21 protein-coding genes are annotated in these 20,456 nt (G+C 60.7%); 9 read left to right on the top strand and 12 right to left on the bottom strand.

Annotated elements, in window-relative coordinates; all coding sequences use genetic code 11:
* Positions 1-39: 39 nt before the first annotated feature.
* From ABMA46_RS19515 to ABMA46_RS19505, 3 genes are read left to right on the top strand one after another with little or no spacing between them, the layout of a single operon-like run.
* Positions 40-864, top strand: coding sequence for an IclR family transcriptional regulator (locus ABMA46_RS19515; RefSeq protein WP_349001668.1), 825 nt, complete (start codon positions 40-42; stop codon positions 862-864).
* A gap of 1 nt (position 865) precedes the next feature.
* Complete coding sequence (locus tag ABMA46_RS19510; RefSeq protein WP_349001667.1) at positions 866-2,512, top strand: acyl-CoA synthetase; 1,647 nt, start codon at positions 866-868, stop codon at positions 2,510-2,512.
* Positions 2,509-3,393, top strand: coding sequence for a PCC domain-containing protein (locus ABMA46_RS19505; RefSeq protein ID WP_349001666.1), 885 nt, complete (start codon positions 2,509-2,511; stop codon positions 3,391-3,393). Before ABMA46_RS19510 ends, ABMA46_RS19505 begins: the two co-directional genes overlap by 4 nt.
* Before the next feature lie 114 nt (positions 3,394-3,507).
* Here ABMA46_RS19505 and ABMA46_RS19500 read toward each other — a convergent pair whose 3' ends face one another.
* Positions 3,508-4,167, bottom strand: coding sequence for a TetR/AcrR family transcriptional regulator (locus ABMA46_RS19500; RefSeq protein ID WP_349001665.1), 660 nt, complete (start codon positions 4,165-4,167; stop codon positions 3,508-3,510).
* Between the two features lie 92 nt (positions 4,168-4,259).
* Between ABMA46_RS19500 and ABMA46_RS19495 the strand changes: the two genes are divergently transcribed.
* A complete protein-coding gene (locus ABMA46_RS19495) occupies positions 4,260-4,952 on the top strand; it encodes an O-methyltransferase (RefSeq protein ID WP_349001664.1) in 693 nt (230 codons plus the stop codon).
* Here the strand turns inward: ABMA46_RS19495 and ABMA46_RS19490 are convergent.
* Genes ABMA46_RS19490 through ABMA46_RS19455 form a run of 8 tightly spaced genes read right to left on the bottom strand, consistent with a single transcriptional unit; the run spans position 4,917 to position 14,363 of the window.
* Complete coding sequence (locus ABMA46_RS19490) at positions 4,917-7,280, bottom strand: hypothetical protein (protein WP_349001663.1); 2,364 nt, start codon at positions 7,278-7,280, stop codon at positions 4,917-4,919. The two genes, ABMA46_RS19495 and ABMA46_RS19490, sit on opposite strands and share 36 nt — an antisense overlap.
* 46 nt (positions 7,281-7,326) lie before the next feature.
* Positions 7,327-7,719, bottom strand: coding sequence for a GtrA family protein (locus tag ABMA46_RS19485; RefSeq protein ID WP_349001662.1), 393 nt, complete (start codon positions 7,717-7,719; stop codon positions 7,327-7,329).
* A complete protein-coding gene (locus ABMA46_RS19480) occupies positions 7,716-8,375 on the bottom strand; it encodes a class I SAM-dependent methyltransferase (RefSeq protein WP_349001661.1) in 660 nt (219 codons plus the stop codon). The genes ABMA46_RS19485 and ABMA46_RS19480 overlap by 4 nt, the downstream gene beginning before the upstream one ends.
* A 13-nt stretch (positions 8,376-8,388) precedes the next feature.
* The gene (locus tag ABMA46_RS19475; RefSeq protein WP_349001660.1) at positions 8,389-9,675 is read right to left on the bottom strand and encodes an NAD(P)/FAD-dependent oxidoreductase; all 1,287 of its coding nucleotides are present in this window, start codon (positions 9,673-9,675) and stop codon (positions 8,389-8,391) included.
* Between the two features lie 3 nt (positions 9,676-9,678).
* Entirely contained in the window at positions 9,679-10,620 is a 942-nt protein-coding gene (locus ABMA46_RS19470; protein ID WP_349001659.1) for an NAD-dependent epimerase/dehydratase family protein, read from the bottom strand.
* 10 nt (positions 10,621-10,630) lie between these two features.
* Complete coding sequence (locus tag ABMA46_RS19465) at positions 10,631-11,383, bottom strand: SDR family NAD(P)-dependent oxidoreductase (RefSeq protein ID WP_349001658.1); 753 nt, start codon at positions 11,381-11,383, stop codon at positions 10,631-10,633.
* Positions 11,380-12,702: an FAD-binding oxidoreductase gene (locus ABMA46_RS19460; protein ID WP_349001657.1), complete on the bottom strand. Its 1,323-nt coding sequence runs from the start codon at positions 12,700-12,702 to the stop codon at positions 11,380-11,382. Before ABMA46_RS19460 ends, ABMA46_RS19465 begins: the two co-directional genes overlap by 4 nt.
* A gap of 2 nt (positions 12,703-12,704) precedes the next feature.
* Positions 12,705-14,363 carry a UbiA family prenyltransferase gene (locus ABMA46_RS19455; RefSeq protein ID WP_349001656.1) on the bottom strand — a complete coding sequence of 553 codons (1,659 nt, stop codon included), beginning with the start codon at positions 14,361-14,363 and terminating at the stop codon, positions 12,705-12,707.
* A 34-nt stretch (positions 14,364-14,397) separates the two neighbouring features.
* On the opposite strand from ABMA46_RS19455, the gene ABMA46_RS21410 reads away from it, so the two are divergent.
* Positions 14,398-14,790: a hypothetical protein gene (locus ABMA46_RS21410; protein ID WP_425475777.1), complete on the top strand. Its 393-nt coding sequence runs from the start codon at positions 14,398-14,400 to the stop codon at positions 14,788-14,790.
* 367 nt (positions 14,791-15,157) lie between these two features.
* Here the strand turns inward: ABMA46_RS21410 and ABMA46_RS19445 are convergent, their stop codons facing one another.
* Positions 15,158-16,054 (bottom strand): LysR family transcriptional regulator, encoded by an 897-nt coding sequence (locus ABMA46_RS19445; protein ID WP_349001655.1) that lies wholly within the window; start codon positions 16,052-16,054, stop codon positions 15,158-15,160.
* 269 nt (positions 16,055-16,323) lie between these two features.
* Here ABMA46_RS19445 and ABMA46_RS19440 point away from each other — a divergent pair, with 269 nt between their 5' ends.
* From ABMA46_RS19440 to ABMA46_RS19430, 3 genes are all read left to right on the top strand, one after another.
* Positions 16,324-17,058: an SDR family NAD(P)-dependent oxidoreductase gene (locus ABMA46_RS19440; RefSeq protein WP_349001654.1), complete on the top strand. Its 735-nt coding sequence runs from the start codon at positions 16,324-16,326 to the stop codon at positions 17,056-17,058.
* 66 nt (positions 17,059-17,124) lie between these two features.
* Positions 17,125-17,892, top strand: a complete 768-nt coding sequence (locus tag ABMA46_RS19435; RefSeq protein WP_349001653.1) for an SDR family NAD(P)-dependent oxidoreductase — start codon at positions 17,125-17,127, stop codon at positions 17,890-17,892.
* 29 nt (positions 17,893-17,921) lie between these two features.
* Positions 17,922-18,524, top strand: coding sequence for an NADPH-dependent F420 reductase (locus ABMA46_RS19430; RefSeq protein WP_349001652.1), 603 nt, complete (start codon positions 17,922-17,924; stop codon positions 18,522-18,524).
* A gap of 438 nt (positions 18,525-18,962) precedes the next feature.
* On the opposite strand, the gene ABMA46_RS19425 is transcribed toward ABMA46_RS19430, so the two are convergent.
* Both ABMA46_RS19425 and ABMA46_RS19420 read right to left on the bottom strand, forming a co-directional pair.
* Positions 18,963-19,469: an Hsp20/alpha crystallin family protein gene (locus ABMA46_RS19425; protein ID WP_349001651.1), complete on the bottom strand. Its 507-nt coding sequence runs from the start codon at positions 19,467-19,469 to the stop codon at positions 18,963-18,965.
* A 53-nt stretch (positions 19,470-19,522) separates the two neighbouring features.
* Positions 19,523-20,008, bottom strand: coding sequence for an Hsp20 family protein (locus ABMA46_RS19420; RefSeq protein ID WP_349001650.1), 486 nt, complete (start codon positions 20,006-20,008; stop codon positions 19,523-19,525).
* 228 nt (positions 20,009-20,236) lie between these two features.
* Between ABMA46_RS19420 and ABMA46_RS19415 the strand changes: the two genes are divergently transcribed.
* Positions 20,237-20,452, top strand: coding sequence for a hypothetical protein (locus ABMA46_RS19415; RefSeq protein WP_349001649.1), 216 nt, complete (start codon positions 20,237-20,239; stop codon positions 20,450-20,452).
* Positions 20,453-20,456 lie beyond the last annotated feature (4 nt).

Genomic DNA, 20,456 nt, shown 5'->3' with positions numbered 1-20,456 from the left:
CAATGGTCCATATTATGGTCAGGAGGATGGTTCCATAGCATGGACATGACGCGAGAGGTCACCGGCGCGCAGAGCGTGGACCGCGCGCTCGGGCTTCTGGCCATCGTGCGCCGCAATGCCGAGGCCGGCATCGGCCTCACCGAGCTTCTGGCCGAAAGCGGCCTGAACAAGCCGACGGCACGGCGCCTGCTGCTGGCGCTGATGCGGGCCGAGCTGGTGGAGCAGGATACGAAAAGCCGGCGCTATCATCTTGGCGAAGAGGCCTTCCTGATGGGTGCGCTGGCGGCCACGCGCCACAGCCTGCTCGAATTCACTGGCGAGAGCCTGCGGCGCATTTCCGACAAGAGCGAGGATTCCTCGTTCTTCTCGGTGCGCCGGCAGAACCATTCGGTGTGCCTGCAACGCGAGGAGGGCCGCTTTCCGATCCGCACCCATGTGCTGCAGGCGGGCGCCCACCATCCGCTCGGCATCGGCGCCGGCTCGATGGCGCTGCTGTCCGATCTGGCCGACGAGGAGATCGAGCATATCGTCGCCGAGAACGAGGTCGCCATCGCGGCCCGGTTCCCGAACTACACGCCGCAGGTGATCCACGAGCAGGTTGAGGCGACGCGCACGCGCGGCTGGTCGCTCAATCCGGGACTGGTGTTGCCCAATTCCTGGGCGATCGGCGTGGTGGTGCGCTATCCGGACGGCCGCACGGCGGGAGCGCTCAGCCTCTCGGCCATCGACAGCCGCATGGGTCCGGAGCGCCAGAAGACCCTCGCTGCGCTTCTGCAGGGAGAGGCGAGCCGCCTGACCTCGAAGCTGGAACGGCTCTTCGCGCGCAACCGGGACGGCCGCGCGGGAAAATCCACGGAGACCTAGAGTGAGCGAAGCGTCACCCGAAAACGAAGCCCTGCCGCGCTCGACGCGGGTTTCCAACCTGGCGCATCTTCTGACCCGGTCGGCGCGCCGGCTGGGCGACGAGACGGCGCTGGTCTGGGGTGAGCAGCGTTGGACATGGCGCGAACTGGACGCGCGCGTCGACGCCATGGCGGCGGCGCTGCGGGACCGCTTCGGCGTCGTCAAAGGCGACCGCATCTTGGTCCAGTCACAGAACTGCAACCAGATGCTGGAATCGATGTTCGCCTGTTTCCGGCTGGGGGCCGTCTGGGTGCCGACCAATTTCCGCCAGACGCCGGCCGAGGTCGCCTATCTCGCCGAGGCGAGCGGCGCCAAAGGCATGATCTGCAACGCTGCCTTTCCCGAGCACGCAGCCGCCTGCGCCGCGATTGCCGTGTCGCCTGCGTTCACGCTCGCCATCGGCGAAGCCGCATTCGGCGAGAGCTACGACGCGATCGTGGCCGAGTATCGAGGCGCCACTGTGTCCAATGAGGCTGTCGGACGCGACGATCCGTGCTGGTTCTTCTTCACCTCCGGCACCACAGGCCGGCCGAAGGCGGCGGTGCTGACGCACGGCCAAATGGGCTTCGTCGTCACCAACCACCTGTGCGACCTGATGCCGGGCACAACGCCTACCGACGCCTCGCTGGTCGTCGCGCCGCTCTCGCACGGCGCCGGCGTGCATCTGCTGACTCAGGTGGCGGCGAGCGCCAAGACCGTTCTGACATCGTCGGAACGCTTCGACCCGGCCGAAATCTGGACGCTGGTCGAGCGCTGGCGCATCTCCAACATGTTCACCGTGCCGACCATCCTCAAGCGCCTGGTCGAGTATCCCGCCATCGACGGCGTCGACCACGGTTCGCTGCGATACGTGATCTATGCCGGGGCGCCGATGTATCGAGAGGACCAGAAGCACGCTTTGGCGAAACTCGGGCCAGTCATCGTGCAGTATTTCGGCCTCGGCGAGGTCACCGGCAACATCACCGTGCTGCCGGCCAGCGAACACGAGCTTGAGGATCGACCGGGGATGCGCCTCAACACCTGCGGCTTCGAGCGCACGGCGATGGAAATCTCCATCCAGGACGACGACGGCGCCGAGCTTCCCGCCAACACCAGCGGCGAGATCTGCGTGACCGGTCCGGCCGTCTTCGCCGGCTATTACGACAACCCGGAAGCCAACGCCAAGGCCTTTCGCAACGGCTGGTTCCGTACCGGCGACCTCGGCTATCTTGACGAACAGGGCTATCTCTACATCACCGGGCGAGCCTCCGACATGTACATCTCCGGCGGTTCCAACATCTATCCGCGAGAGATCGAGGAGAAGCTCCTCACCCATCCGCAGATCGGCGAGGTGGCGGTGCTCGGCGTGCCGGATCCGGCCTGGGGCGAAGCCGGAATCGCCGTCTGCGTGGCGGAGCAAGGGGCAGTCGTCGGCGAAGCCGAACTGATCTCTTTCCTCGACGGGAAGATCGCCCGCTACAAGATGCCGAAGCGCTTCATCTTCATCGAGGAGATGCCGAAATCGGCCTATGGCAAGATCACCAAGAAGCTGGTTCGCGAGGCACTGGAAGCGCGCGGCCTGCTTGCAGGTCCGGAAGCCGGTCAAGCACCCGGCAAGGCGACGGCATGAGCGCGCGTCCGCCCATCGTTCATCCGGGTCCGGCGGCGCGAGAGCGACATGCGCTTGCCTGGGCGGCAGCGGTCCCGCTGGATTTCACCCTGGCGCGGGGCGAGGCGGCGGAAGCAGGACTGGCCAGGGCGGTCGCCGCCGCCGGGTGCGACAGCGCCTGCATCGAGATCAGCGGCGGCCGCTTCGATCCGTTCCGCTATGTGCTGCCGGCGGCTTCGCCCGACGGCGATCATGCCGCCTGGTACTCGGCGACCGTCGTGCCGGAAGGCGGCGTGACGATCGACCGGGCGACGGCGGTCGTCGGCCGCCGCGACGGCGTCGGCTTCGTGCATTGCCACGGGCTGTGGCGTGATGCGGCAGGCCGGCCCGCCCTGGGACATATGCTGCCGCCCGAGAGTTTTGCCGCCGAGAACGTGCATGTGCGTGGCGTCGGGCTGAGCGGCGCGATGTTCGAATCCCGGCACGACCCGGAAACGAATTTCAGGCTGTTCGCCGCCGAAACGGCGCTTTCGGGCGAGACGCGCGAAGGTTCGGCGCTTGCCGTCACCCTGCGCCCGAACCAGGACATCTCCTGGGCGCTGGAGGCGATCTGCCGCGATGCCGGCATTGGCCGGGCATCGATCCTCGGCATCGGCAGCCTGAACGGGGCGCGGTTCGAGAGCGGACTGGAGATGGAGTCCTACGCCTCCGAGTTCTTCATCACCGGAGGCCGGCTAGAGGAAGCTCCGGACGGTGCGCGCGTGCGGCTCGACATCGCCGTGGTCGCCATGGACGGCGCCATCTTCAGCGGCAGGCTGGTGCGCGGCGAGAATCCGATCTGTGTGACCGCCGAACTGGTCGTGCTCCCCGAGCCCGCCGTCCCGCTCTCGCGCGCAGACTGATCGGCATTACACGGTCGACTTTCGCGGCGGCTTTCGCACGACGGCGTCGATGCCAATTCGTTGAAATAGGAATGGAAAATCGGCCGGGGCGATGGCCGACGCCATTCCGGGAGATCAATCTGTCTCAGTTCCCCGGCCGCGGGCATCCAGATCGCATCTGCTCAGGTAGGCGCAGAACATATCTGCCATTGCGTCGGCATAGGTATTGATCTCGGTCTCCGTTCTGGGTGCTCCCGAGAACTCCTTTCCGACCGCGGTGATCGTGGTGACGACCAGATCGCCGATCAGGTCACGGGTGGCATCCGAAGCCGCCGGAAGCGCTTCGCGCATGAACCTCTCGATGATGCGATCACCTTCGGCATGGATTTCCCGCGCCTCGGGGGCGTCACGATAGAGCGGCGCTGCGTCGTCCAGCGCCACCCGCACGGCCGCCTCCTCGACCTCGGAGCGGATGAAGGTGTGAACGAGGCTTCGCAGCCGCTCGTGAGGCGGCTTCGTGACGTCGCCGAGAATCGTACCCCATTGCTCGGTCGTCCGGCGCCATTCGTCGCTTTGCAGCCGAAACAGGATGGCCGCCTTGTTCGGGAAATACTGGTAGAGCGATCCGACGCTGACACCCGCCCTCTCGGCCACCCTGGCAGAGGTGAAACGCCGTATGCCTTCCTGTTTCAAAACCTGAACAGCCGCCTCGAGAACCGCTGTGACCAGCTCGGTCGAGCGAGCCTGCCTGGGTTGTTTTCGTGAAGAAATCCGGGGTGTTGGCCGATTGGTCATCAGGCGTTCCGCCAATGCGAATACAAAATGCGACGAATTCGTCGTATTTCATCGTCCAGCACGAAGCAACGCTTTCCGGATCGGAGCCGAAGATGACCACACTGACCACCGCGCCGCTTGCGCCCCTCCTGGACCGCCTGTTCGCTGAGGCCGATGCAGCGACCAACCCCGCATTATCTGCGTTCTCCAGCGAAGAGCGCGACAGGCTGATGCACAGCAAGACGGATTATCTGCGCCTCTACGGGCTGATGAAGGATCTGTGGCTGCCGGTGTCGCGGGAGACCGGCGTACTCCTCTACATGCTGGCTCGCAGCACAGGCGCGCGCAGCATCGTCGAGTTTGGCACCTCGTTCGGCATTTCGGCCCTGCATCTGGCTGCGGCGCTGCGCGACAATGGCGGCGGGCGCCTGATCACCAGCGAGTTCGAACCTTCCAAGGTGATGCGGGCACGCGCGCATCTTGTCGAAGGCGGCCTGGACGATCTGGTGGAGGTCCGCGAGGGAGACGCCCTGAAAACGCTGAGCGTCGATCTTCCGGAGAGGATCGATCTGCTGCTGCTCGACGGAGCGAAGCCGCTCTACCCCGAAGTCCTGAGTCTGGTGGAAAGCCGCCTCAGATCGGGCGCGCTCATCGTAGCCGACAACGCGGATCTCTGCCCGGAATATCTGGAGCGCGTGCGCGCGCCGGACAGCGGCTACCTATCCGTGCCATTTGCAGAGGATGTGGAACTTTCTCTGCGCGTGGGCACCTCAAGGCTGCACACGAACGCTGAGGTTGCGACATAAAGTCAAGGAGTCCTGATCCTTGGCGGCGATGGTTACGGTATAGTTCTTTTTATCCGCCGGTATATCTATCCTCGCCGTGTATCCGACGTCCTTGAGATCGGGGCGCTTGAAATATTTGCCGACATCAGGCCGAGGCGTCCGTTGCGCCTTGTAGAAGGATGTCGTGCCGTCCTCATAGGCTACCTCGACGAGGACCTGCGAGGTGACGGTGTCCATATTCTTGCCGGGGGATATGAACCATCCGCTGAGCGTCAAATATCTCTGGGGCGTCGTGACCCGTTTGCCGCGGAGCAGTTGCCCGTTCGTCCTGTCAATGTTTCCCCAGCATTTGTCGACAGTCGCGGTCGCAGTCGGGTTCGCCGCCGTCAGCGGAGAAAAGAACGAACTGGGCTCCTGATAGCGCTCGGGATCGAGAGGCGTGTAGACGATTTTAAATGCGGGCTTCCATATGGGGAGCCATGGAGCATCGGACCAGATTTTCGCGGATGTAACGCGGGTTCCGTCGAGCGCGTCTTGATTGCCCGAGACCAGATCGGCGAAATCAGCCGTCGAGCGGGCCAGGGGCGACAGAACGAAGCCGGATTTGGTCATGGTGGAAACAATACGATAAGTCTGCGTCTGCCCGTTCGCGAACCACAGCGTCATGTGGAGTTGCGTCGGCTTGAAAAGGATCTCCAGTGCCCGCCCGAAAAGCGTCGGTTCGATTTCCATCTTTGCAAACAGGATCGAGGCGTTTTGCCTAGGCAGCGAGAAGACTTCGCCGAGCATGTGTTGCTCCGCTTGCTGCGGTTCACCCATAATGTCGGCTGTCGGCACGGCTCGCCGCCGCAACTGGGCATATTTGCCGACAGAGTCCACCAGGCGGTAATGAGACATGAAGACGGGCCAGCTAAGGCCGTCTTCTAGCGTCGGCAAACGCCCATCGATCGGCTCGGGCGCGAAAAGAATGTTGTCGGGAGCATTCGCGCCGAGAAGATGATCGCGATTGAGCTGGATCAGTGATGGTTCATAGGCCGCGTAGCTTTGGAAGACAGGGCGCGGATTCCAGACGTTGCCCGATGCGATCAGGGCCGCCTGATTATAGGAGTATATATCCGTTGTTCCCGGCAGTTTCGGAAGCGGATCCTGCTTGCGGATGCGGGCCAGCGCATCCTCGTAGCGCTGCTCCATTACGGCGAGGGAGGGCGGGAAACTCTCAACGCTCCTGATCCAGGGCAGAACAGGCGCAAGGTTCGCTTGCAAACGTCCGACAGGTTCGTACCTAAGGTCCGCTCCTCCAATAAGATAAGCAGAGATGCAGACGAGAAAGATCAAAGAATGCGAGGCTGCTGAACCTCGTTTCGTGTCGCTTCGTCGTACTGGCAGTACCATCACCGCCAGAAGGAGCGAACCGGCAGCTATGCGGATGTGCCCACCGCCATGGCGGACGAAACCAATCTTGAACTGGAAAAAGAGAAATGCCGCAACGGCGATCGTCCATAGAACTGTTCGCCACGTCTCGGACGGATTTCTACGATGCACAAGCGGCCAAGCAACCGAGCTGGCGATCAACACAGCGGACACGACGAACAAGACAATTTGCCATGGTGAACCATTTATCGCCATAGCTTCTGTATATCCATATAATATTGGGAATATTTCTTTCAGATAAAGTGGTAATAAATTTAACGGCTGCAATGATATATTCCAAAATAATATCACTGATATAACATATACCATGAAAGAAATTATGGTCGCAAAATAGTTTTTATAAATAAATCCATATACTATGGTGAGTGCAGCAAAAAAAATCGATGGAATTAAGTAAGAACCCTTAATAAAAATAACAGCTGCCAGAGGCGCAAACGATACAACGTAGAGAAAATTCCATATTCTACTTTCTTTTTTACAAATAGCAGCGTTTGTAAATACAAGATAGCAATAAAAATAGTAAAAATTAGCTGATATTGTGCAAAATAAAATTGCAATAGCAACTGTTAAATTGTGATAAATAGAATTACATCTTAACGATCTGAATAGTAATAATAATGACAATATTGATATTATAGTCCTTATTGTTAGCGATGCGTAATAATTATTCATTGAAAAATAAGGTATCTCCAAATACGCAAGCGGCCCATAAGTAAATATAATGTCACTTCCGAACTTAAATCCGTTACTAATAGCCGTAATAATACCAAGCTGCCAAGATGGATCTAACCCGCCCAGAGGAGATGCCGGATTTATAAGAATAATACGGACAGATACGGCCAAAAAGAAGGCGATCATAAGAAATGTTCTTGATAAAATAATTTGAAAATTATGACTCTTGTCTTCGGGCGTATTCATTTTATTTCCTATACCAGACCTGCGTTATTGTGATTAATATTTCACTCTAATTAATTCTGAACGAATAATACTTGTGGCCGAGGAAGCTCGTCACCGCCGGCGCCAGGACACCGATCGTATGGGCGACGGTTTCGGCGTGCCAAGTAAAGCCGATCATGGGAAAGAGCGCGCGTGCAAGGCCGACGCTGATTGCCCACACGAGAACCAGTGCAACCAGATTGACGATCAGGAACCGGTAGAACTCCGAGCCGACATGCCCTCCCGAGGAGCCGAAAACAAACAGACGCGCCAGCGCGAAAGCGGTCAGCAGGCCCACCGGAAAGGCCAGAACGACCGCCCATTCGAATGAGACCATCCGGCTGAACAGAATCCGGCTGCCGATGTTGGCGACGGCAGCGATTCCGCTTGTCAGCACGAATATGAGGAACTGGCGGCTCAAGCCCGCTTTTCTCCGACGACGAAGAACTGTTTTCCCATGACCCGCCAAGCCGGCGGAAACCGGAGATAGAGGGAAATCAGAAAAGGGTGGGTCGGGGTGCTGTTGTTCATCGTATAGGGAAGGAACTGCGGGATGACTTCCTTCACGTTAAAACCCGCTATCCCCAGCCCTTCGGCAAGAGAGAGATGGGAAAGCGGAAGATAGTGGTCGTAATAGTCCCAGTATTCCTTGTAGGCATAGTGGATATTGGGCCCAAGAATCAGGAACGTTCCTCCGGGACGCAGTACCCTCAGGATTTCCGCGAATACGCGGTCGCAGGTTTTCTTGTCCGGCAGGTGCTCCAGGAAATTCGACGTGAAGACGGTTTCGACGGACGAGTCCGCGATGTCGGAGAGATTATCCGCCGCGGAAAGGTGGAACGTCACGTCGCCGGCGAGATGGGTGGGAGCGTCCGGGTTGAGATCGACTCCTATCTTGTTCGCGGCCTCGATGTTGTTGATGAATTCGCCGTAACCGCAGGCGAGATCCAGGATCGTATCGGTCGGACGAACATATCGGCTGAAGAAGGAGCGGCATAAGACCTGCCAGACGGCATTTCGCTTCTCCAGGCCGGTATTGGCGAAACGCGATTGATATATCTTCGACAGGTCAGTCATGGATGCTTCGCCCTCATCGGGTTGAAATTGAATCGACCATCATCTTCGCAAAGCGGACGCTTTCGGAGATGCCGCGGTCTTCGGGATAGTAATAGCAGGTATCGGCGATCTGCAGCCCCTCAATCGGGGTTTGCACGGGTGGGATCTTCGCCTGGAAGCCCGGCTCACAGACCGGTTGCGCGTGGCGAAGCCGGCCGACATGCGAAGCGATCAGGTCGCTCTCGCCGATGCCGGGGTTGAGCCTGCGCATATAGTTCATCGCCTCGGCGACGAAAAACGCCGACGGCTTGTCGAATTTGGGATACGTCTGCGGCATGTAATAGGGCACATAGACGACCGTGTCCGGCAGGCGGCGCAGGTTGGAAAATTCCACGATGCCGGGAATTTCGATCGCCGGATCGTTGATGTTGAGCCAGAAATGGCCGGTCACGGGTTTCCTGAGTTTCAGCAGAACGCAGACGACGCCGATATTGCGGATCGCGTCGTAGGCGTCCTTCGAGGCCTGCGGCAAGGCCGGCACGAGGCTGGAAATGAATGGTGTTGGCGCTGTCGAAATCACATTATCGCAGGTCGCCGCGCCCTCGTCGGTGCGCACGCCCGTCACCTTGCCGTCGACAACCACGACCTCGCGGACGGGCAGGCCGAGACGGATGGTCCCGCCCTTCTCCCGGATCGCGTTGACCAATGCGTCGACCAGAGTCTGCGAGCCGCCGTCGATCACGCCGAGTTCTTCCTGGAGCATGGATTTGCGCGACGTGCCGATGCGCTTGATGCGCGTGCTGATCCAGGCGGCCGAAATATTGTCGGCATACTCAAAGAACTTGAGCTCCATGAGCCGTCGCCACAGCACGTCATAGGCCCGGGCGCCGGACCATTTGACGAACCAGTCCTTGGCATTCACGTTTTCGAGGTCGTCGAAGGCCTTGCGCTTCGTCTGCAGGAACATCTGGACGCCGTAACGCAGCTTCTCGGAAAGCGACAGAAGCGGGAACTTGAGCAGCGAGAGCGGGTCGCCCCAGCTGTAGTGCCTGCCGTCGACATAGTAGCCCATTGAGGTCTCGCGCCAGACCATTTTGTCGGCAATGCCGAGTTCCGCCATAAGGTCGAAGAGCGGCTGATCCGCCTTGCAGACGAAGTGGTAGAAGCGCTCGATGGACAGGCCGTCGAAGTCGAAATGCGCCGCCATGCCGCCGGCAACCTTGTCTCCCTCATAGACGGTGACTTCATGCCCTTTGCCGACGGCATGATAGGCCGCGGCAAGGCCCATCGCTCCGGCTCCGATGATCGCTACCTTCGCCACGGTTCAGAACTCCAGAACGACGTTGGAATAGACGGGATCCCGGAAGGTTTCCTCCAACGCTGCGGAAAGCGGCGTGGCCGTCACCCCGAAGACACCCGGCCAGTCGGTGATGACGAATTCGTCGGGCGTGACCAACGCCTCGAGTTGCTTGGTGGTGAAGGGCGGGTTGCGGTCGACAAGCGCGTAGAGAGAAAGCAGCCCGGCAAAAGCCTTGTACGGTATTGAGAGGATCTTCGTTCTCGAACGCACAGCGTTCTTCACCGCGCGAATGAGATCGACATAGAAGACCTTCTCCCGGCCGGAAATGTCGTGAGTCTCGTTCGGACGCGGCCGGTCTATGGCGGACATGATGACGTTGCAGAAGTCGCCCACATAGAGCGGCTGGCGGATATAGCGCCCGTTGCCGGGAATTGGAAAAACCGGCGTCCTCTGCATGAAGCGGGCCAGCCAGCCGAGATGCTTGCGATCGAACCAGCCAAACATCAGGGTCGGCCTGAGCACGCATGCCGGAATGCCGCTTTCGAGGACGAGTTGCTCCTGCGCCTTCTTGCTCTCGGTGTAGAAGTCACGGGCGAGCGAATTCACCACCGACGACGAGATATGGACAATATAGGGAAGGCCGACACGCCTGGCCTCAGCCAGGACGTTTTTCGTTGCCGTGACATTGTTGTCGATGAAGGGCTGCTCGGTGAGTGCGCCGATTTGGGCATGGTTGAGAACGAGCACTCCGCCCTTGTCGAAGGCATGTTCCCATCCCCCGCTGCGCGCGAGATCGGCCTGGACCACCTCGATCTCCGGATTCAACCGCCGCAGGATCGCGATATTGGGGCCGCTTTTGTCGATGGCGACGATCTCGATTCCCGGGCGGTTCTTCAGCCGGGTAATCAGATTCTGGCCGACAAGGCCGGCCGCTCCTGTGACGATGATGCGCTGCGGTTCGGTCACGCGGGCAGCCTCACAACTTTGTCTTGTGGAAGATCGGCGCCGGAATAGTGCGCACGACCGCCATAATCAACCGCCAGAATCCAGGGACATAGACAACGGGGGCGGAAGGTTTCGCCGCGATCGCGACCAGCCGGGCTGCGACGTCCCCTGGCTTCGACCACAGCACCCCCTTCTTCTCGACATGCGCGGTCATCGGCGTGTCGACGAAACCGAGTTTCACGGCCACGGCGCGCGCACGGCCCTTCGCAAGCCTGTGAGCAATGCCCTGTACCAGAACCGAGAGCCCGCCTTTGGCCGCGCCATAGATGTAGTTGGATTGCCTGCCGCGATCGCCTGCAACGGAACTGACCGCCACGAGCACGCCCTTATTCTGAGCTTCCAGCTGATTTGCGGCAGCGAGGCACCATTCGGCGGCGCTTGCGAAATTGACCCGGATGCCGTGGCGCGCGTCTGCCAGCGACTTCTCCGCCGTGGTCTGGTCGCCCAATATTCCGTAGAACAGGAACACGGCGTCAACCTCGCCGCCGAGCGCCGCCGTCATCTCTTGGAAAGCCGCGAACGGATCCTCCACCTCGGCGAGATCGAGCACACGCGTCTCACAGCGCGCCGCGCCTCTCGCCTGAAGATCCGCAGCAAGCCGCGACAGGCGCTCGCCATTTCGTGCGGCAATGAGCAGTTCGGCGCCATCACGGGCATAGAGCCTCGCCGTGGCCTCGGCGATCGCCGAAAGAGTTCCGAGTATGACGATCTTGCCTGCGCTCACGATCGAGAAACCCTCTTCCAGAAATCGGAACTGATCGCCGGGTCTTTCAATTCCTGCATCTTCTCCCACGCCGGATAACCCGCCTGGAACATCGCTGCGGAAATGCGCCCGTCCTTGGCGGGATAAAGATGCCCGCCGGCTTCGGCCACGACGCAATCGAGCCGGGCCATGAGATCGAGGGTTTCCTGTCCTCTGTTGGCAAAGTCAAGGGCGAGCGTGGCCCCTTGCATCGGAAAGGAAAGAAGGCCGCCGGACTGCCGCCGGCCGAAAGTCTTGAGCACGGCCAGGAACGAGGCCGCACCCGACGCCGCGATGATCCGGACAAGCTCCGCCGTCGCGTCCCTGGCCGTGGCCGGCGGTACGACGCATTGATATTGATAGAGGCCGTCTTTGCCGTACATCCGGTTCCAGTGGCGGATCGAATCCAGCGGATAGAAGAACGGCGCGTAGTGAACCTTCGACACACGGTCCCCGCGCTGTTGAAGACTGTTGTAGGCCGAATTGAAAAGCCTCACCGTGGTGCCGTTGAGCACGCCGCGCGGCAGGTCGAGGAACATGGCCGGTCCTGCCGACCGGGCATGCGCGACAAGCTCGCCGTCTTCGCGCCAATTGGCGCGCTGGAATATCCCTCGTCCAAGCGCCCTGCCTCCGTTCGCGCAGTCGATCCATGCAACGGTGTGCTCGAAATCGGCGGCACTCGCTTCCGCCAATCCGAAGAACTCGGCCACATTGGAGAATGCGATCCGCTCGACGTCGAGAAAGGCACTGCCGATCGGAGCGAGTTGAAGCTCGACCTCCGTGATCAAGCCCGTCAGGCCAAGACCACCGAGGGTCGCGTCAAACAACTCGTCTCCCGGCGCGAGACGGCGTGGTGCGCTGTCGCTGCGTGCCAATGTGAGGTTTTGCACGTGACACCCCATGCTGCCGGCCTGGTGATGGTTCTTGCCGTGAACATCGTTGGCGACAGCGCCGCCCATGGTCACGAAACGGGTGCCTGGCGTGGTCGGTAGGAACCAGCCACGCGGCACGAGCACCTGCAGCAGATCGTCGATTGACGCCCCGGCCTCGCAACGCAGGACGCCTTTCTCCCGGTCGAAGGAAATCAGCCGGTCGAGCCCCGTCATGTCGATGAGGCGGCCTCCGGCATTGAGCGGCGTATCGCCGTAGGAGCGGCGCAGTCCCACCGGCAGCCATGGCGCACCGCTTGGATCGGCCTTCGCAAACGCGTCCAGCTCATCGAGAAAATTCGGCCGCCATACCTGATGCGGCGCGCGAACAACGCGCCCCCACGAGGCGTAGTCGTTTCGGGTCCGGTACAAGCTCATATGACCGACAGGGCAAAAAGGCCGACGACGACTGCGCCCATGATGAGGCTGGTCCTGTCTCGCAACGCAAATGACACCGGATCGTCGTTGAGTACGCCGCGATGGCTGAGAAACCAGATACGCAACGACCACATCATCACCATGACGACGATGCCCCACAGCCATTCCGGATTGTCATAGAGATTCTGCGGGTAGATGTCCTGGGCGACATAGAGGCTGAGGATCAGAATGGCGACGAGGTTTGTCCCCACACCCGTGCAAAGTGTCAGGGGCGCGTCCGATGTAATATAGCCACGACCTTTGATGGGAAGGACCCTGTCCGACCCGGAAGCGGCGTTGACAATTTCCACGTGGCGCTTGGCCATCGATAGCGAAAAGAAGAAGAAGAAGGAAAACATCAGCAGCCAATGCGAGAAGGTCATCCCGGCCAGAACCGCGCCTATCACGATGCGGATCGTATAGAGGCTTCCGAGGATGAAGATATCGATCATCGGTTCGCGCTTGAACTTGAAGGAATAGGAAAGAGTTCCGGCAAGATAGAGAAGGAGCAGCCCTCCTGCCGACAACGACAGCGTCCCGATGAGCGCAACGCCGGCGAGAATCAGCGCCATAGCAACCATCAACGCGTGACCTGCATCAATCGCGCCGGAGGCGATCGGTCGTCTGCGCTTGGTTCGATGAGCACGGTCAGACGCGATGTCGGCAATATCATTAATCGTGTAGGTGCCAGACGCGGCCAACCCCATGGCGAGAAAGCCGAGCAAGACAGGAAGGAGCGCCCGCGGATCGAATATGGCTTGCCCGAGAATGAGAGGGATGAAGATGAGGATATTCTTCGACCACTGATGGATGCGAAGCAGCCTGGCCCACGCGCGCAGGCCCGCTTTCTGCCGGGGAATATCGAGTTCCACGGCGCAATCCATCGCCTTGACCGCCTTGCGGGTGGAGTTGCTGACCCCGACGAGAACCGCGCTCTTCGCCTTGCGCCAGATCACTAGGTCGGAAACGTCGTCACCGGCATAGGAGAAGCCGTCGGGAAACCGTTCTTCCAGGTGGTTGAGCTTGTTCTTCCCCTTGAGGTTGTGACCCTGGCACGAGCCGCTGGCGCTTTCGAATATCCCCACCCGCTCGGCGACGATATCCGCAAGCCTCTGGTCTGCGGCCGTAACGAGATGCAGGGGCCGGCCGCGCTCGCGCTCTGCATGGAGATATTCCAGCAAATCCTCGTTGAAGAGCAGCACATCGGGGTCAAATGTGCTGAGTTCGATCACCGCTTCCTTGAATTTCGCCTTTCCTTCCCGGAGCTTGAGAAGCGTCTTCGCGGCCCGCCACGGCAGGCGGCAGAACACCGTCAGGAACTGCTCGACAAGGCTATCGGTCCTGATCAGCGTCCTGTCGAGATCGACCGCAAGTGGAAATTGCGTCCCATCTCTTGCCTCGGGAGCGGCAGCGTCCATGAAACCTTCTCTGATCTCAAATGCCATGAAGCAGCTTGAACAAACACAATGTGTGAAAGCGTCACGGACCCAAATCGGCCCGCGGCTGATCTCGCACCGGGCTCTCATAGCAGCACTGCTCAGATGACGATAGTCGGATGGCGAGAGATGATTACGAGAAAGCTTAGGTCGCCGGATTATTTCGACGGCTTCCGCCATGATCTTCGGGGTAGATTCCGCGGAAATCGTACAGATGAACCTTGCGACACTTTCTGCGTTGCTTGTGGCAAGCCAAAACCGCGAGAGACCCGGCCGTCCGCAGAGTTCATGCAGCGATCGCTGGCGCATATGGCCATTACGGTGTCGTCGGACTTCTGTCGCCCCGCCCAAGCCTGTTCAGTTCCGACATTTGCTGGATTGGATCCAGAAATGCGTCGATCCGGTTGTAAGCCCATCATTTGCAGATGAATTCGTGCGGCGTGAGATTTTTGAGCGTTCTTTGTCTTCTTCCGAAGGTGTGTGCGTCGATGGAGTCCTGAAGGTGCCGTCGCAACTGTTCGAGGCTATCGTGGTGGAAGCGCTTGATGGCGGCGTCCCTGATGATGGGTTCATCCGCCCCACCTGTCGTTCGCTCACGGATGGTTGATCTTAGTGAGGTTAGGCTAAATATCTGAAATTATTGGCGCGCCGTCTCAGGTGATGATGCGAACTATGTCTACTCCATAGCCCTCTAAGGCCCTCCTTTTTGCGGAAGAGCGGCGCAAGCCTCTCGAACGGCGGCCTCGCCCCCGGCAACCGAGCGATCATTCTTGTCGGCATCAGCGGATTGAGCAGGCCGTGATGGCATGAACATGCGGGACCCACCTTGGAGGATCGTCGTCACGGCCCTGCATCTAATCGGCGGCTAGGGGCCGTACCCGACAGTCCGGTCCTGGGCCCGGTCGCGGGTAACTGCCGTTCAGCAAGTGGGAGGCACCTGTCCACTGCAAGCGTCGCCGGCGACCTGGTTCCCCTCAGTCGCCCGACACCGACAGCCCCGCGAGAAGCGGCGCGTAGGCGGCGAGCCTGCGGGATATGAACTCGGTGAAGAGCCGGACGCGCTTCGTCTTGCGCGTCTCACCCTGCGTGAGAAGCCAGAGCGTCCCATGCATGGGCAGGTCGGCGCCCGGCACCCTCACCAACAGGGGGTCGGCATCTCCCACGAAGCACGGCAGTTTCGTCATGCCGATCCCTTGCTGCACTGCAGCGATCTGCGCTTCGGGGTCCGGCGTCCTGAACGGAACTCCCGTGGTGGGGACCTCTGCCTCGCGCGCCCAGACCGGAATTCCATGATTATCTATGACGATCCACCGGATGGGGTCCGCTGCGCCCGCACGCCACGCGGCCAGTCGATCGCGGGACATGTACACGCTGCTGTAAAGCTCCGGTCCCTTCAGGCCGTGAAGATTGAGCGGCAGGGTCTTGCGGTCGGCGACGATGCGGATCGCGACGTCGGCCTCGCGGTTGGTCAGGTTCGCCACCTCGCCGGTCGTCAGGATTTCCATCTCGATGTCCGGATGCAGGCGTGCGAAGTCGGCGAGATCCGGCATGAGCAAGTGTGTGGCGAGGAACGGCGGAAGCGTCACCCGCAAAAGCCCGCGCGCGCTCTGGTCGCGACCGAAGATGCGCGTCTCCAGCAAATGCGACGACGCTTCCATCTGGTTCGCGAGCTCGACCACCTCCTCGCCCCCCTCCGTCAGGCGGTAGCCCGAAGGCAGCTTCTCGAACATCTGCGCCCCGAGGCGTTTCTCCAGTTGGGCAATGCGCCGCAGCACCGTCGAGTGGTTCACCCCGAGACGCTCGGCCGCGGCCCGCACTGAGCCTCCGCGCGCGACGGCAAGAAAGTAGCGAACGTCGTCCCAATCGATCATGGTGCAATCCCGCACCGCGCGGTGCGCCTTCCAAAGCCGATATCTACCACATCGAACGGCAATTCGGGCGGTCATCATTGCTTATGTCGACGGGCGTGTCTCGGTTCCGAACGGCGGACACCGATCGTGGTGGCTTCATGTCGGTCGACGGACCGGATCGATTTTGCACCACCGATATGCGCGCCTTCGCACTCAACAACGGACGCCGGCGGACCCATTTCGAGGCTCTCGGAGGCAGACGCTGTCTCGACACCACGAAAGGGAAAGTCATGGGAAAGCTTGAGGGTAAGGTTGCAGTCATCACAGGCGGCGCTACCGGCATCGGCCTCGCCGCGGCAAAGCGCTTCATCGAAGAGGGTGCCTTCGTCTTCATCTTCGGCCGCCGGCAGGAAGCGCTCGACGCCGCTGTGGCGAAACTCGGTCCCAATGCCTGTGCGGTGAAGGGCTCGGTGTCCGATCTGACCGACCTCGACCGCCTCTACGCGGCGGTGAAGGCCGAGCGCGGGACCCTCGACATCGTCTTCGCCAATGCCGGGACGGGGAGCCTGCTTCCGCTCGGCGAGATCACAGTCGAGCATATCGACGAAACCTTCGACACCAATGTGAAGGGCACGATCTTCACGGTCCAGAAGGCGCTTCGGCTGATGGGCGAAGGCGGTTCGATCATCCTAACCGGATCGAGCGCCGGCACCACGGGCGCCCCGGCATTCGGCACCTACAGCGCGAGCAAGGCGGCAGTGCGCAACCTCGCGCGAACCTGGGCAGAGGACCTGAAGGGCACCGGCATCCGGGTGAACGTGCTGTCGCCCGGACCGACAGCGACCGAACTCGCGAAGGAAGCTGTGGGCGAGGAGGGCATGAAGGCCTTCGCCTCGATGAACCCGCTCCAGCGCATGGCCGATCCGGCGGAGATCGGGGCGGCGGCGGCCTTTCTCGCGTCTTCGGACTCGAGCTTCATGACCGCCAGCGAACTCGCCGTCGACGGCGGCCTGGCGCAAATCTGACCGCGCTACGCGCCGGCCAGTCACTCCCTCAATCCGATCATGCACACATTCACGGAAGAAAATCAGATGGAACGACCTCTCAAAGGAAAAACAGCTCTCGTTACCGGGGCATCGCGGGGCATTGGCCGTGCCATCGCCGAACGTCTTGCAAAGGATGGAGCGACGGTCGCGCTGACCTACAACGCCAGTAAATCCGGCGCAGACGAGGCGGTCGCGGCCATCGAGAAAGCGGGAGGCACTGCGTTCGCGATCCATGCGGACCTCGTTGACCCGGCGACCATCCCGGCCTTGTTCGAGAGACTTGACGACGAATTCACCAAGCGGAACGGAAGCAAAGCCCTCAACATTCTGGTCAACAACGCCGGCAATTCCGGCTTTGTTGGCTTCAAGGACGCGACGCCGGACAGTTGGGACACCCTGATCGCGGTCTACGCCCGCGCGCCCTTCTTCATCGCTCAGGCCGCCCTGGATCGTCTCGCCGATGGCGGACGCATCATCAACATCTCTTCCGCTGCCGCCACGAAGCCCGTGACAGCCGCGCCCGTCTACTCGATGGCCAAAGCGGCCATCAACAACCTGACCCATGCGCTCGCGTCCGAGTTGGGGCCGCGCGGAATTACCGCGAACGCCGTGGCGCCGGGCTACACGCGAACGGACGGGAACGCCGCCATCCGGGAGAATCCCGAACTTGTAAAGGCGGTCGAGGGCGAAATCGCGCTGGGACGCTTTGGCGAGCCGTCGGAAATCGCCGCCGTCGTGGCGTTCCTGGCCTCCGATGAAGGCCACTGGGTGACCGGCCAGACGATCGAGGCGAGCGGCGGCTACAAACTCTGACCGCAACGAAAAAACCAAAGGAGAAGATTATGAACTACGCAATCATCGGCTTCGGCAAAATCGGCATGGCCTTGGCCAAGGCATTTGCCCGCAAAGGCATCGAAGTATCGGTCGCAACCACGCGGAATCCGGAAAGCTTCGCATCGGATGCGGCAGCAATCGGCCCTACGATCATTCCCAAAACACTCGCGGAAGCCGTCAAGGCGGACGTCATTTTTTTGGCTGTCGGTTTCGGATCGCACCCGGATGTCGCTAAGGCGCTCCCCACATGGCGGGGGAAGACCATCGTCGATGTGACCAATGCCTATGGCGTGCCCCCTGAGCAGTTGGGAGGACAACCTTCGTCTATGTTCGTTGCGCGAGCCTTCTCTGGCGCAAGGCTGGTCAAGGGCTTCAACCATTTGCCCGCTGCGGTCCTTGACCAGGATCCCGCCATACATGGTGGCAGGAGGGTCGTGTTCCTGGCGAGTGACGATGATAGCGCCGCAGCGGAGATTGGTGCGCTTGCGGAAAATCTCGGTTTCGCGCCGATCAAACTTGGCGGCCTTTCGGAAGGTGGGCTGCTAGTCCAGGCCCGCGGAAATAGCTGGGGCCAATTGATCTTCAAGGACCTGATCAAGTTCGATGGCTGAGCACGACTCGCTTCTCGGTCGATCACACGCCGTACCATCGCTTCCCGTATGGCTCACAAGGAGCAATCCCCATGCACGTTTTGGTCACCGGGGGGCCGGCCTTTCCGGTCCTTACATCATCTCCGAGTTAGTCGCCGCTGTCCACGAGGTCAAGGCCCTGGCCCGTTCGAGAAGTCCGCGGCGAAAGTGACCGCACGCGGCGCGAAGGCTCGTCGCGGCAGCCTAGAGGATATCGACCGGCTCAAGGCGGTGGCTGGGGATTCCAACGATGTGATCCACGTCGCGCACAGGCAGAACCTGCTTCCGTCCGGCATCGACGCCGTACCCGACATCGATTTCCAAGACAGATCGCCTCCGCGAGTTTAAAACCAGGATCGTTGAGTTGAAATGCGAACAGCTTGGGAAGCGGCATCGGCCGCTTCCCAAGCTATCCAAACGTCAGCTTTTGATCGCGATGCGTTTCGCCTGCGACTGTGCTTTCGCCGTTTTCGGCAAGGTCACGGACAGGACGCCGTTCCTGAAGCGGGCGTCGATCCTGTCTTCCTCGATCTCGTAGCCGAGCGGGATGCGACGCTCGAAACGACCGTAATAGCGCTCCGAGAATTGCCGGCCCTTGTCCTCGGTCTCCGAACGCTTCTCGCCCCGCAGAGTCAGCACGCCATCATCGAGCAAGACCTCGATGTCCTTTTCTTCCATGCCGGGCACTTCGGCTGTCACCTTGATCTCTTTGTCGTTGTCGGAAATCTCGACGCTCGGCCAGTGCCCGCCGAAGGCGGATGCTCTGCCGAAGGAAGGCAGCCCACCATCGAAGCCGCGGAAAACGTTGTCGAACAGCCGGTTCACTTCGCGGTGCAGCGACAGGAACGGATCGCGCTCGCTGTCGCGGAAAAGGCTCGGGACGCGGCTCTCCTCGCGTCCCCAGGGAATAAGATCGCGTACGCTCATCGTCATTCTCCTTTCTATCGTCTTGGGCAAATCCTTTCCGGCGCCGGATTGCCTCAGGCAGCTTGTTTCTCAGTGGCCACCTTATCTGCGGCCTTGGCCTCGATGCGGGACCCCGCTTTGCCACTACCGATCTCGATCTTGCGCGGCTTCATCTCCTCGGGAATCTCGCGCTGTAGATCGATCGTCAGCAGGCCGTTGACGAGACCAGCTCCGGTCACCTTCACATGATCGGCAAGCTCGAAGCGGCGCTCGAACGGCCGCCCGGCAATGCCGCGATGCAGATAGTCGCCGTTGTCTTCCGCCGTTCTCTCGCCGGAGACGACAAGCATGTTGGGCTCGTGTACGATGCTTAGCTCTTCCTGGCCGAAGCCCGCCACCGCCATGGTGATGCGGTAGGCGTCTTCGCCTGTCCTGGCGATGTCGTAGGGCGGCCAGTTGTCGACGCTCGGCGTCCGGCTCGCGTTCTCCAGCAGGTCGAAAACACGATCGAAGCCGATGCTCGACCGATAAAGCGGGGAAAAATCGAATGCGGTTCTCATAGCCATATCCTCCATTGCTGAGCAACATGGGTACGAGGAGCGCCAAGGATGAGCGCTCCTTGACCTTGCCGACCCTAAAAGGGCGCCGGCGGATTCGATCTGGGAATTCGCTTTCCGCGCGTCAAGAGGTCGATCGCGGAACGTCCTTCGCCGACGCGCATTGTCTTGCCGTCGCCGGCGGGAATCTTCCGGTCAGCACCTTCCACATCAATGCGCAGGAGAGCGACCATGTCCATGACGCGGGAAGAGATCGTATCGGTCCTTGGGCCGACGGACGAAACGCTGGTCGCCGACATCCTGTCCACCGGCGCTTCCTTCGAGGAGTTGCGGGAAGCCTGGGTCTGGCTCAACGAGGACGAAGCGCTGATGGGCGAGGGACGGCCGCTGCCGGGCACGCGCGTCGCGGAACTGATCGACCTGCTGGACGCCGACGAGGACGATTGAGCGT

Origin of the sequence: Mesorhizobium hunchu, assembly GCF_040081975.1 — a bacterium.
Classification (GTDB): Bacteria; Pseudomonadota; Alphaproteobacteria; order Rhizobiales; family Rhizobiaceae; genus Mesorhizobium; species Mesorhizobium hunchu.
The sequence above is the reverse complement of the archived record's forward strand: the minus strand, read 5'-3'. Positions and strand labels throughout refer to the sequence as shown.

Bases quoted from the DNA above. Each gene is read 5' to 3' on its own strand.
- ABMA46_RS19430 (WP_349001652.1), top strand. From the start codon at position 17,922: ATGAACTACGCAATCATCGGCTTCGGCAAAATCGGCATGGCCTTGGCC.
- ABMA46_RS19420 (WP_349001650.1), bottom strand. From the start codon at position 20,008: ATGAGAACCGCATTCGATTTTTCCCCGCTTTATCGGTCGAGCATCGGC.
- ABMA46_RS19505 (WP_349001666.1), top strand. From the start codon at position 2,509: ATGAGCGCGCGTCCGCCCATCGTTCATCCGGGTCCGGCGGCGCGAGAG.
- ABMA46_RS19415 (WP_349001649.1), top strand. From the start codon at position 20,237: ATGTCCATGACGCGGGAAGAGATCGTATCGGTCCTTGGGCCGACGGAC.
- ABMA46_RS19490 (WP_349001663.1), bottom strand. From the start codon at position 7,280: ATGAATACGCCCGAAGACAAGAGTCATAATTTTCAAATTATTTTATCA.
- ABMA46_RS19440 (WP_349001654.1), top strand. From the start codon at position 16,324: ATGGGAAAGCTTGAGGGTAAGGTTGCAGTCATCACAGGCGGCGCTACC.
- ABMA46_RS19455 (WP_349001656.1), bottom strand. From the start codon at position 14,363: ATGGCGGAAGCCGTCGAAATAATCCGGCGACCTAAGCTTTCTCGTAAT.
- ABMA46_RS21410 (WP_425475777.1), top strand. From the start codon at position 14,398: ATGAACCTTGCGACACTTTCTGCGTTGCTTGTGGCAAGCCAAAACCGC.
- ABMA46_RS19500 (WP_349001665.1), bottom strand. From the start codon at position 4,167: ATGACCAATCGGCCAACACCCCGGATTTCTTCACGAAAACAACCCAGG.
- ABMA46_RS19480 (WP_349001661.1), bottom strand. From the start codon at position 8,375: ATGACTGACCTGTCGAAGATATATCAATCGCGTTTCGCCAATACCGGC.
- ABMA46_RS19515 (WP_349001668.1), top strand. From the start codon at position 40: ATGGACATGACGCGAGAGGTCACCGGCGCGCAGAGCGTGGACCGCGCG.
- ABMA46_RS19435 (WP_349001653.1), top strand. From the start codon at position 17,125: ATGGAACGACCTCTCAAAGGAAAAACAGCTCTCGTTACCGGGGCATCG.
- ABMA46_RS19495 (WP_349001664.1), top strand. From the start codon at position 4,260: ATGACCACACTGACCACCGCGCCGCTTGCGCCCCTCCTGGACCGCCTG.
- ABMA46_RS19445 (WP_349001655.1), bottom strand. From the start codon at position 16,054: ATGATCGATTGGGACGACGTTCGCTACTTTCTTGCCGTCGCGCGCGGA.
- ABMA46_RS19425 (WP_349001651.1), bottom strand. From the start codon at position 19,469: ATGAGCGTACGCGATCTTATTCCCTGGGGACGCGAGGAGAGCCGCGTC.